Origin of the sequence: Streptomyces lincolnensis, assembly GCF_001685355.1 — a bacterium.
Lineage (GTDB): Bacteria > Actinomycetota > Actinomycetes > Streptomycetales > Streptomycetaceae > Streptomyces > Streptomyces lincolnensis.
In genome coordinates this window covers 7,336,216-7,348,149 of the sequence record NZ_CP016438.1, presented here as the reverse complement: position 1 = coordinate 7,348,149, position 11,934 = coordinate 7,336,216, and the positions used below count along the sequence as shown (strand labels likewise).

General features: G+C 62.9%; 7 protein-coding genes, 1 tRNA gene and 3 rRNA genes. 2 read left to right on the top strand and 9 right to left on the bottom strand.

All coding sequences use genetic code 11. From position 1 onward, the window contains the following. Positions 1-34 precede the first annotated feature (34 nt). From SLINC_RS32770 to thyX, 8 genes are all read right to left on the bottom strand, one after another. A tRNA-Thr gene (locus SLINC_RS32770) sits at positions 35-110 on the bottom strand. 95 nt (positions 111-205) lie between these two features. After that, complete coding sequence (locus SLINC_RS32765; RefSeq protein ID WP_067440770.1) at positions 206-868, bottom strand: DegT/DnrJ/EryC1/StrS family aminotransferase; 663 nt, start codon at positions 866-868, stop codon at positions 206-208. A 114-nt stretch (positions 869-982) separates the two neighbouring features. Continuing rightward, positions 983-1,099 (bottom strand): 5S ribosomal RNA (rrf, locus tag SLINC_RS32760). Between the two features lie 96 nt (positions 1,100-1,195). Beyond that, a 23S ribosomal RNA gene (locus tag SLINC_RS32755) occupies positions 1,196-4,319 on the bottom strand. 315 nt (positions 4,320-4,634) lie between these two features. Next, positions 4,635-6,162, bottom strand: a 16S ribosomal RNA gene (locus tag SLINC_RS32750). Together the 16S, 23S and 5S rRNA genes form the textbook arrangement of a ribosomal RNA operon. A 505-nt stretch (positions 6,163-6,667) precedes the next feature. After that, entirely contained in the window at positions 6,668-8,353 is a 1,686-nt protein-coding gene (locus SLINC_RS32740) for a ribonuclease J (protein ID WP_067440767.1), read from the bottom strand. A 153-nt stretch (positions 8,354-8,506) separates the two neighbouring features. Next, on the bottom strand, positions 8,507-9,406 hold the full coding sequence (dapA, locus tag SLINC_RS32735; protein WP_067440764.1) for a 4-hydroxy-tetrahydrodipicolinate synthase: 900 nt from the start codon (positions 9,404-9,406) through the stop codon (positions 8,507-8,509). 211 nt (positions 9,407-9,617) lie between these two features. Continuing rightward, positions 9,618-10,358, bottom strand: a complete 741-nt coding sequence (gene thyX, locus SLINC_RS32730) for an FAD-dependent thymidylate synthase (protein WP_067440761.1) — start codon at positions 10,356-10,358, stop codon at positions 9,618-9,620. Positions 10,359-10,559: 201 nt separating this feature from the next. Here thyX and SLINC_RS32725 point away from each other — a divergent pair, with 201 nt between their 5' ends. Both SLINC_RS32725 and SLINC_RS32720 read left to right on the top strand, forming a co-directional pair. Further along, positions 10,560-10,799: a hypothetical protein gene (locus SLINC_RS32725; RefSeq protein ID WP_067440758.1), complete on the top strand. Its 240-nt coding sequence runs from the start codon at positions 10,560-10,562 to the stop codon at positions 10,797-10,799. Positions 10,800-10,898: 99 nt separating this feature from the next. Then, positions 10,899-11,453: a PH domain-containing protein gene (locus SLINC_RS32720; protein WP_067440755.1), complete on the top strand. Its 555-nt coding sequence runs from the start codon at positions 10,899-10,901 to the stop codon at positions 11,451-11,453. Between the two features lie 22 nt (positions 11,454-11,475). On the opposite strand, the gene SLINC_RS32715 is transcribed toward SLINC_RS32720, so the two are convergent. Further along, positions 11,476-11,928 (bottom strand): tetratricopeptide repeat protein, encoded by a 453-nt coding sequence (locus SLINC_RS32715; protein ID WP_067440752.1) that lies wholly within the window; start codon positions 11,926-11,928, stop codon positions 11,476-11,478. Positions 11,929-11,934: the final 6 nt, after the last annotated feature.

Here is an 11,934-nt window from a genome sequence, read left to right as displayed (position 1 = left end):
GGCCCCCGCCCGAAAGGGCGGAGGCCTTTTGTTCTGGAGCCCCCAAACGGAATCGAACCGTTGACCTTCTCCTTACCATGGAGACGCTCTGCCGACTGAGCTATGGGGGCCTGTCGCTCTACGAGGTTTCCCTCGCGGCAACGGAATAGATCATACCCCGAACAGACCCGTGCTCCCAACTGCGCTCACCAGGACGCCCGGTCCCTCAGAACGCCGGCTGAAGCAGCCCCCCAAGGGCATTGCATGCGCCCACGATCCGCTGCATGTCCCGCTTGGTCAGCGAGGCGTCCACCGGGAGCGCGAGCGTGTCGTCGGCCGCCCGCTCGGTCTCCGGCAGGGAAACGCACCGGCGGAATTCCGGCAGCCGATGCACAGGCGTCTTCACCGGCACCCGGCACTCGACCCCCCTGGCCCGAACGGCCCGGGCGAACGCGTCCCGGTCCGGCCGCCCGTTCCCCGGCACCCGTACGACGTACTGCTGAAAGGTGTGCCCGACACTTCCTTCAGGCGTCCGCACCCCCCTCAACTTCGCGTCGAGATAAGCAGCCCGCTCCCTGCGCTGGGCAACCTCGTCGTACGGCGCCTCGGACTCGCCCTCCTGGAGCACGAGAAGCCCGTGCCGCTCCCCCACCTCCAGCAGCCCGATCATGTCGGCCGGCCGACCGAAGCGATGGACGACGACGACGGCCGCCGTCCGCGGAGTCACGGCCGCCTCCACCGTGGAGGCGGCCAAGCAGTACGTCAGGGGATCTATGTCGGCGAACACCGGCAGCGCACCGGCCAGAACCACGGCCTCGGCGACTTCCCTGTTCCCGAAGGCCGGTACGACGACCTCGTCACCGATACCGACGCCGGCGGCCCGGAGCATTGCAACAGTACCCATGCTTGGGATGCTGAGCGCGCAACGTGAACTTCAAGTAACAGACAACAAAAAAGGGTTGGTCCCTGAACCGAAGTTCAGGGACCAACCCTTTGAATAATTGTTCGGCGGCGTCCTACTCTCCCACAGGGTCCCCCCTGCAGTACCATCGGCGCTGTAAGGCTTAGCTTCCGGGTTCGGAATGTAACCGGGCGTTTCCCTCACGCTAAAACCACCGAAACACTATGAAACTGTCGAACCATGCCACACCACACTCCACAAGGGAATATGGGGCTGTTCGTGGTTTCAGAACCAACACAGTGGACGCGAGCAACTGAGGACAAGCCCTCGGCCTATTAGTACCGGTCAGCTCCACCCATTACTGGGCTTCCACATCCGGCCTATCAACCCAGTCGTCTACTGGGAGCCTTAACCCCTCAAAGGGGGTGGGAATACTCATCTCGAAGCAGGCTTCCCGCTTAGATGCTTTCAGCGGTTATCCCTCCCGAACGTAGCCAACCAGCCATGCCCTTGGCAGGACAACTGGCACACCAGAGGTTCGTCCGTCCCGGTCCTCTCGTACTAGGGACAGCCCTTCTCAATATTCCTGCGCGCGCAGCGGATAGGGACCGAACTGTCTCACGACGTTCTAAACCCAGCTCGCGTACCGCTTTAATGGGCGAACAGCCCAACCCTTGGGACCGACTCCAGCCCCAGGATGCGACGAGCCGACATCGAGGTGCCAAACCATCCCGTCGATATGGACTCTTGGGGAAGATCAGCCTGTTATCCCCGGGGTACCTTTTATCCGTTGAGCGACGGCGCTTCCACAAGCCACCGCCGGATCACTAGTCCCGACTTTCGTCCCTGCTCGACCCGTCGGTCTCACAGTCAAGCTCCCTTGTGCACTTACACTCAACACCTGATTGCCAACCAGGCTGAGGGAACCTTTGGGCGCCTCCGTTACTCTTTAGGAGGCAACCGCCCCAGTTAAACTACCCATCAGACACTGTCCCTGATCCGGATCACGGACCCAGGTTAGACATCCAGCACGACCAGACTGGTATTTCAACGACGACTCCCCCTGAACTGGCGTCCAGAGTTCACAGTCTCCCAGCTATCCTACACAAGCCGAACCGAACACCAATATCAAACTGTAGTAAAGGTCCCGGGGTCTTTCCGTCCTGCTGCGCGAAACGAGCATCTTTACTCGTAGTGCAATTTCACCGGGCCTATGGTTGAGACAGTCGAGAAGTCGTTACGCCATTCGTGCAGGTCGGAACTTACCCGACAAGGAATTTCGCTACCTTAGGATGGTTATAGTTACCACCGCCGTTTACTGGCGCTTAAGTTCTCAGCTTCGCCCAACCGAAGTTGGACTAACCGGTCCCCTTAACGTTCCAGCACCGGGCAGGCGTCAGTCCGTATACATCGCCTTACGGCTTCGCACGGACCTGTGTTTTTAGTAAACAGTCGCTTCTCGCTGGTCTCTGCGGCCACCCCCAGCTCATGAAGTAAATTCAATCACCGGTGATGGCCCCCCTTCTCCCGAAGTTACGGGGGCATTTTGCCGAGTTCCTTAACCATAGTTCACCCGAACGCCTCGGTATTCTCTACCTGACCACCTGAGTCGGTTTAGGGTACGGGCCGCCATGAAACTCGCTAGAGGCTTTTCTCGACAGCATAGGATCATCCACTTCACCACAATCGGCTCGGCATCAGGTCTCACCCTCATGAGAGACGGATTTACCTATCTCTCGGGCTACACCCTTACCCCGGGACAACCACCGCCCGGGATGGACTACCTTCCTGCGTCACCCCATCACTCACCTACTACCACCGTGGTTCGGCGGCTCCACCACTTTCCATTCCCCGAAGGGTCCGGAACGGCTTCACGGCCTTAGCATAAATGGGTTCGATGTTAGACGCTTCACAGCGGGTACCGGAATATCAACCGGTTATCCATCGACTACGCCTGTCGGCCTCGCCTTAGGTCCCGACTTACCCTGGGCAGATCAGCTTGACCCAGGAACCCTTAGTCAATCGGCGCACACGTTTCTCACGTGTGTATCGCTACTCATGCCTGCATTCTCACTCGTCAACCGTCCACAACTCGCTTCCGCGGCTGCTTCACCCGGCAGACGACGCTCCCCTACCCATCACGATCCCCGTTGGGGGTATATATCGCAATGACACGACTTCGGCGGTACGCTTGAGCCCCGCTACATTGTCGGCGCGGAATCACTAGACCAGTGAGCTATTACGCACTCTTTCAAGGGTGGCTGCTTCTAAGCCAACCTCCTGGTTGTCTGTGCGACTCCACATCCTTTCCCACTTAGCGTACGCTTAGGGGCCTTAGTCGATGCTCTGGGCTGTTTCCCTCTCGACCATGGAGCTTATCCCCCACAGTCTCACTGCCGCGCTCTCACTTACCGGCATTCGGAGTTTGGCTAAGGTCAGTAACCCGGTAGGGCCCATCGCCTATCCAGTGCTCTACCTCCGGCAAGAAACACACGACGCTGCACCTAAATGCATTTCGGGGAGAACCAGCTATCACGGAGTTTGATTGGCCTTTCACCCCTAACCACAGGTCATCCCCCAGGTTTTCAACCCTGGTGGGTTCGGTCCTCCACGAAGTCTTACCTCCGCTTCAACCTGCCCATGGCTAGATCACTCCGCTTCGGGTCTTGAGCGCGCTACTATACCGCCCTATTCGGACTCGCTTTCGCTACGGCTTCCCCACCCGGGTTAACCTCGCAACACACCGCAAACTCGCAGGCTCATTCTTCAAAAGGCACGCAGTCACGACGTACAGCACAAGTGCTGCACGCGACGCTCCCACGGCTTGTAGGCACACGGTTTCAGGTACTATTTCACTCCGCTCCCGCGGTACTTTTCACCATTCCCTCACGGTACTATCCGCTATCGGTCACCAGGGAATATTTAGGCTTAGCGGGTGGTCCCGCCAGATTCACACGGGATTTCTCGGGCCCCGTGCTACTTGGGTGTCTCTCAAACGAGCCGCTGATGTTTCGACTACGGGGGTCTTACCCTCTACGCCGGACCTTTCGCATGTCCTTCGCCTACATCAACGGTTTCTGACTCGTCCTGTCGCCGGCAGACGACAGAAGAGAGATCCCACAACCCCGCATACGCAACCCCTGCCGGGTCTCACACGTATACGGTTTGGCCTCATCCGGTTTCGCTCGCCACTACTCCCGGAATCACGGTTGTTTTCTCTTCCTGCGGGTACTGAGATGTTTCACTTCCCCGCGTTCCCTCCACATACCCTATGTGTTCAGGTATGGGTGACAGCCCATGACGACTGCCGGGTTTCCCCATTCGGAAACCCCCGGATCAAAGCCTGGTTGACGACTCCCCGGGGACTATCGTGGCCTCCCACGTCCTTCATCGGTTCCTGGTGCCAAGGCATCCACCGTGCGCCCTTAAAAACTTGGCCACAGATGCTCGCGTCCACTGTGCAGTTCTCAAACAACGACCAGCCACCCATCACCCCGCCCTCCTGGGCGAGTTCACTGGGGCCGGCACCCGAAGACAGGACCTTACGGCCGTGCCCTCAGACACCCAACAGCGTGCCCGACACACTTTCCGCTTCCCTCAACGTTCCACGCTCCGAAGAGCAGTACTGGAAGGAGAAGACGATCAAGTGTGCCGAATAATCAACGTTCCACCCTTGAGCAACCACCGCAGAACGTTTGCCTGCGTAGTGGCCTCTGACCTGATCCCGAAGGATCCGGTAAGAAGTGCTCCTTAGAAAGGAGGTGATCCAGCCGCACCTTCCGGTACGGCTACCTTGTTACGACTTCGTCCCAATCGCCAGTCCCACCTTCGACAGCTCCCTCCCCACAAGGGGGTTGGGCCACCGGCTTCGGGTGTTACCGACTTTCGTGACGTGACGGGCGGTGTGTACAAGGCCCGGGAACGTATTCACCGCAGCAATGCTGATCTGCGATTACTAGCAACTCCGACTTCATGGGGTCGAGTTGCAGACCCCAATCCGAACTGAGACCGGCTTTTTGAGATTCGCTCCACCTCACGGTATCGCAGCTCATTGTACCGGCCATTGTAGCACGTGTGCAGCCCAAGACATAAGGGGCATGATGACTTGACGTCGTCCCCACCTTCCTCCGAGTTGACCCCGGCGGTCTCCTGTGAGTCCCCAACCTCCCGAAGGAGTTGCTGGCAACACAGGACAAGGGTTGCGCTCGTTGCGGGACTTAACCCAACATCTCACGACACGAGCTGACGACAGCCATGCACCACCTGTACACCGACCACAAGGGGGCGACCATCTCTGGCCGTTTCCGGTGTATGTCAAGCCTTGGTAAGGTTCTTCGCGTTGCGTCGAATTAAGCCACATGCTCCGCTGCTTGTGCGGGCCCCCGTCAATTCCTTTGAGTTTTAGCCTTGCGGCCGTACTCCCCAGGCGGGGAACTTAATGCGTTAGCTGCGGCACCGACGACGTGGAATGTCGCCAACACCTAGTTCCCACCGTTTACGGCGTGGACTACCAGGGTATCTAATCCTGTTCGCTCCCCACGCTTTCGCTCCTCAGCGTCAGTAATGGCCCAGAGATCCGCCTTCGCCACCGGTGTTCCTCCTGATATCTGCGCATTTCACCGCTACACCAGGAATTCCGATCTCCCCTACCACACTCTAGCTAGCCCGTATCGAATGCAGACCCGGGGTTAAGCCCCGGGCTTTCACACCCGACGTGACAAGCCGCCTACGAGCTCTTTACGCCCAATAATTCCGGACAACGCTTGCGCCCTACGTATTACCGCGGCTGCTGGCACGTAGTTAGCCGGCGCTTCTTCTGCAGGTACCGTCACTTTCGCTTCTTCCCTGCTGAAAGAGGTTTACAACCCGAAGGCCGTCATCCCTCACGCGGCGTCGCTGCATCAGGCTTTCGCCCATTGTGCAATATTCCCCACTGCTGCCTCCCGTAGGAGTCTGGGCCGTGTCTCAGTCCCAGTGTGGCCGGTCGCCCTCTCAGGCCGGCTACCCGTCGTCGCCTTGGTGAGCCATTACCTCACCAACAAGCTGATAGGCCGCGGGCTCATCCTTCACCGCCGGAGCTTTCAACCACCACAGATGCCCATGGTGGTGGTATCCGGTATTAGACCCCGTTTCCAGGGCTTGTCCCAGAGTGAAGGGCAGATTGCCCACGTGTTACTCACCCGTTCGCCACTAATCCCCACCGAAGTGGTTCATCGTTCGACTTGCATGTGTTAAGCACGCCGCCAGCGTTCGTCCTGAGCCAGGATCAAACTCTCCGTGAATGTTTACCCGTAATCGGGTGCACACATCACGAGAGCGGAACCACCGGCGGAATAAGCCGATGGTTCACAGCGTCCTCGCTGTGTTTTCTTCAAAGGAACCTCATCTTCGGCCGTGATGGCCGGAGACGGGGTATCAACATATCTGGCGTTGATTTTTGGCACGCTGTTGAGTTCTCAAGGAACGGACGCTTCCTTTGTACTCACCCTCTCGGGCTTTCCTCCGGGCTTCCCTTCGGTCTTGCGTTTCCGACTCTATCAGACCGTTCTCCGATCCGATTTCCTCGGTGCTTTCCAGGTTCCCGCTCTCGCGTTTCCCTTTCCGGCGGCTCCGACTTTATCAGAAGTTCTGAGTCGGAATTCCCGCCCCTTCCGGGACTGACTCCCAGTCGCACGAGGCGTCCGGGTTCCCGTCTGGGCGGAGCCGTAAACGTACTGGAGCGGGGCGCCTCGATGCAAATCGAGGCGCCCCGCTCCAGGTTGGCAAGGACGGAGGTCCGACGGACCGTCAGACCTCCACCACGACAGGCAGGATCATCGGCCTGCGCCGATAGGTGTCCGAGACCCACTTGCCGAGGGTTCGCCGCACCAGCTGCTGGAGCTGGTGGGGTTCGACCACGCCGTCCTGGGCCGAACGCTCCAGGACTTCGGTGACCCTCGGGATGACGTCGGCGAAGGCGGAGTCCTCGATGCCCGAGCCGCGGGCCTGGATATGCGGACCACCTGTGATCTTGCCGGTGGAGGCGTCGATGACCACGAAGACCGAGATGATGCCCTCGTCGCCGAGGATCTTGCGGTCCTTGAGCGCCGGCTCACCGACATCTCCGACCGAGAGGCCGTCGACGTACACGTAGCCCGCCTGGACCTTGCCGGAGATCTTGGCCTTGCCCTCGACGAGGTCGACGACGACGCCGTCCTCCGCGATGACGATCCGGTCGTGCGGGACGCCGGTGAGGGCGCCCAGTTCGGCGTTGGCCCGGAGGTGGCGCCATTCGCCGTGGACCGGCATCAGGTTCTTCGGGCGGCAGATGTTGTAGAAGTACAGCAACTCGCCCGCGGACGCGTGGCCGGAGACATGGACCTTGGCGTTGCCCTTGTGGACGACGTTGGCGCCCCAGCGGGTCAGGCCGTTGATCACGCGGTAGACCGCGTTCTCGTTGCCGGGGATCAGGGACGACGCCAGGATCACCGTGTCGCCGTTGACGATCCGGATCTGGTGGTCCCGGTTGGCCATGCGGGAGAGGGCGGCCATCGGTTCGCCCTGGGAGCCCGTGCAGACCAGGACCACCTCGTGGTCGGGGAGGTCGTCGAGTGTCTTGACGTCGACCACCAGACCCGGTGGGACCTTCAGGTAGCCCAGGTCGCGCGCGATGCCCATGTTGCGGACCATCGAGCGGCCGACGAAGGCGACCCTGCGGCCGTACTCGTGGGCGGCGTCCAGGATCTGCTGGATGCGGTGGACGTGGCTGGCGAAGCTCGCCACGATGATCCGCTTGCGGGCGTTGCCGAAGACCTGACGCAGGACGTTGGAGATGTCCCGCTCCGGCGGGACGAACCCGGGGACCTCGGCGTTCGTAGAGTCGGAGAGGAGGAGGTCGATCCCTTCCTCGCTCAGCCGGGCGAACGCGTGCAGATCGGTGAGGCGGTTGTCCAGCGGGAGCTGGTCCATCTTGAAGTCGCCCGTGTGCACCACCATGCCGGCGGGGGTGCGGATGGCCACGGCCAGGGCGTCCGGGATGGAGTGGTTGACCGCGACGAACTCGCAGTCGAAGGGGCCGACGCGCTCGCGGTGCCCCTCCGCCACCTCCAGGGTGTACGGGCGGATCCGGTGCTCCTGGAGCTTGGCCTCGATCAGGGCGAGGGTCAGCTTGGAGCCGATCAGCGGGATGTCCGGCTTCTCGCGCAGGAGGAAGGGGACGCCGCCGATGTGGTCCTCGTGGCCATGGGTGAGGACGATGCCCTCGATGTCGTCGAGGCGGTCCCTGATGGACGAGAAGTCCGGCAGGATCAGATCGATTCCGGGCTGCTCCTCCTCCGGGAAGAGCACGCCGCAGTCGACGATCAGCAGGCGACCGCCGTACTCGAAGACCGTCATGTTTCGGCCGATTTCGCCGAGGCCGCCCAGTGGGGTGACCCGGAGGCCGCCCTCGGGCAGCGGCGGGGGCGTGCCGAGTTCAGGATGCGGATGACTCAAAAGACTCTCCTCACCACACGCGCCACGTAACGGTGGGCACGTGGCGCGCATGACGTTCGTGCAGAAGCAGTTGTCGTTGTGGACGCAGGCACCGGTGGCCCGCTTATTCAGTTGTGAAGTCTGGTTGCGCGACGCGGCGCGCGAAGTCTGTTGCTAGAGCTGTACCCCGCCGGCAGCAAGATCGATCTTGAGCTGCTCGACCTCTTCCGGCGCGAGCTCCACCATGGGGGCGCGCAGTGGCCCGGACGGCAGACCCTGGAGGGCGAGCGCGGCCTTGGTGGTCATGACGCCCTGGGTGCGGAACATGCCGGTGTAGACCGGGAGCAGCTTCTGGTGGATCTCCGCGGCCTTCTGGACGTCGCCGGAGACGAAGGCCTCGACGAGGGCGCGCAGGTCGGGGGTGACCACGTGGCCGACGACCGAGACGAAGCCGACCGCGCCCACGGAGAGCAGCGGCAGGTTCAGCATGTCGTCGCCGGAGTACCAGGCGAGGCGGGAGCGGGCGATGGCCCAGCTGGCGCGCCCGAGGTCGCCCTTGGCGTCCTTGTTGGCGACGATGCGCGGGTGCTCGGCGAGCCGGACGAGTGTCTCGGTGTTGATCGGGACACCGCTGCGGCCGGGGATGTCGTAGAGCATGACCGGCAGCTCGGTGGCGTCGGCGATCGTCGTGAAGTGTCGGTAGAGGCCCTCCTGCGGGGGCTTGTTGTAGTACGGCGTGACGACCAGGAGGCCGTGTGCGCCCACTCGCTCGGCCGACCGGGCGAGCTCGATGCTGTGGTGGGTGTTGTTGGTGCCGACTCCGGCGACGACATGGGCGCGGTCGCCGACGGCCTCCAGTACGGCTCGTACGAGATCCGATTTCTCCGCGTCACTGGTCGTGGGCGACTCGCCGGTGGTGCCATTGATGATCAGGCCGTCGTTGCCTGCGTCCACCAGATGGGTGGCGAGCCGCTGCGCGCCGTCGAGGTCGAGTGCGCCGTCCGCCGTGAAGGGCGTGACCATGGCGGTGAGGACCCGCCCGAAGGGGGTCTGCGGAGTCGAGGTCGGAGCCATGGGTTACACGCTACTCGTTGCTCACGGGGAGGTCCGCCCCCGGGGGACGTGAAAAGTCATGACAAAGGTGGAGCCCGGCACTGCCTGCTCGGGGGTTCAAGCAGTGCCGGGTCCGTTTGATCAGGCTAGATGAACTTCGCTAAATGCCGCAATACGGACACTTCGTGAGGCTGAACCGCACATCTGTGCCCGGCGAGGGAACGAGGGTGCGTTACGGCGCCACGCGACCATTCGCATTGAAGGCGGCGTGGGTGAGCGGCATGAGCTTGGCCCACTCGGCCTCCATCTTCTCGCCGACCATCTCGATCTCGCGCTGCGGGAAGGACGGGACGGTCGCCAGTTCGTGCTGGGTGCGCAGCCCGAGGAAGTGCATCAGCGAGCGGGCGTTGCAGGTGGCGTACATCGAGGAGAACAGTCCGACGGGGAGGACGGCGCGGGCGACCTCACGGGCGACGCCTGCGGCGAGCATCTCCTGATAGGCGTCGTAGGCCTGGCGGTAGGAGTCCTCCATGGTGCGCACGACCAGCTCCTGCTGGGCCTCGGTGCCGTCGACGAAGACGTACTTGCCGGGGCGGCCCTCCTGGACGAGCTTGCGGTCCGGCCCGGGGACGTAGAAGACGGACTGGAGCTCGCGGTAGCGGCCGCTCTCCTCGTTGTACGACCAGCCCACGCGGTGCCGCATGAACTCGCGGAAGACGAAGATCGGGGCGCTGATGAAGAAGGTCATCGAGTTGTGCTCGAAGGGGCTGCCGTGCCGGTCCCGCATCAGGTAGTTGATCAGGCCCTTGGAGCGCTCCGGGTCCTTCTTCAGCTCGTCCAGCGACTGCTCTCCGGCAGTGGAGACGCGAGCAGCCCACAGCACGTCGGAGTCGGCCGCGCTGTGCTTGACCAGCTCGACGGTGACGTCACTGAGGAAGCTGGGCTTGAGGTCGTCGGCGGGGGTGTCGGTCACGGCGCGGAGGGTCCTTCCATCACGTCTCTCGGGCGGCGCCCACTCTACGGGCCGTCACTGACATCGGGTCGTTCGGTGCCGGTCCGCAACTTTTTCGGCGAACTTCTGTGAATTCGGGGCAAGCGGGCACCATTTGTGGCACTCGATCGTCTGTGTTGGTGACACCGATTCGTTCGAGTCCAGAGAGGAGCAGGACCTCTGATGTTCCGCAGGCGTGAACCCGTGCCGTTCGCCTTCCTCGCCGAAGCCGACAGGTTCCGCAGCAATGTCGCTCCCCCGCCCCGTGAACGGGCGTCCGTCAGTCAGATAGCCGGGCGCTGGCTCATGGGGCTCACGATCGTCGCCGGGCTGGCGGGATCCCTGGTCCTCGGGATACCGGCGCTCTCCCAGGACCTGCCGTCCGCGGGTGCCGAGCAGTCCCAGGCGTCCCAGGGGCGCTGAGCCGAGGCTGACTCATCCGGCCCCCCGAGAGTGGTGAGCAGGGATACGGGTGGATAACCTCACCGGGCACAACACATGTGGAGCGAGTGAGGACCAGCCGTGCCCCTGCCCTTCCTGACGGCCGATCGCGCATTCGAGGCGGCGGAGGACGTCGCCCTGCCGTTCGACGACCGTGACCGCTGGCGGCGCCCCTACCGGCCCGGCCCGTGGCGCGTCGGCGTGGCGGCGATTCTTCTGCTGCTCGCGTCGTACGTGCTCTTCGCGGCGGTCATCATCGCGTTGACCGGTTCGATGTCCGAGGCCGGTGTGGTCCTCGGTATCGCGGCCGCCGTCATCGTCGGTGCCCTGCGACTGCTGCGGGTGGGGGTGTGGGTGAGCGCCGACGGTCTGCGCCAGGTGGGCTTCCTCCGCACTCGTACGGTGGCGTGGGACCGGATCGTCGCAGTGCGGACGGTGCAGCAGCCGGTGCGCTGGCTTGGGCTGCCCCGCACGGTTCAGGGGCAGGCCCTGCTGCTCGTACGCAAGGATCGTGCGGCCGAGGACACCCCGATGCTGATGACCACGCACAACGCGGACTTCCTGGCGCGCGCCGGTTCCTTCGACCGGGCGGCGGACGCGGTGGAGGCCTGGGCGGACGAATACGGGCGGGACTGACACCCGACGACCGAAGCGACGGCTAGGCCTGGACGGGCCTGCCGTCGTGCAGGGCGATCGCCCGCTGCATCGCCTTGCGGGCGCGCGGGGTGTCGCGGGCGTCGTGATAGGCGATGGCGAGGCGGAACCAGCTGCGCCAGTCGTCGGGGGACGCCTGCGTCTCGGCCTTGCGCTTGGCGAAGACCTCGTCGGCCGAGTCGCGGTCGACGCGACCGCTCGGGGTGCGCTTCAACTCGTCGACGGGCAGGCCGCCTTCGGCGTCCAGCTCGGCGGCGAGGGCATTGGCCCTGCGGACGAACTGCGTGTTCTTCCAGAGGAACCACAGACCGATGACCGGCAGGATCAGGACGGCGACACCGAAGGTGACGGTCAGGATCGTGCCGGACTGGATGAGCATGACGCCACGGCTGCCGACCAGGACGAAGTAGAAGACCAGGACGGCGGCCGTGATGGCGTAGGTGAGCTTCGCGCGCATGACGTC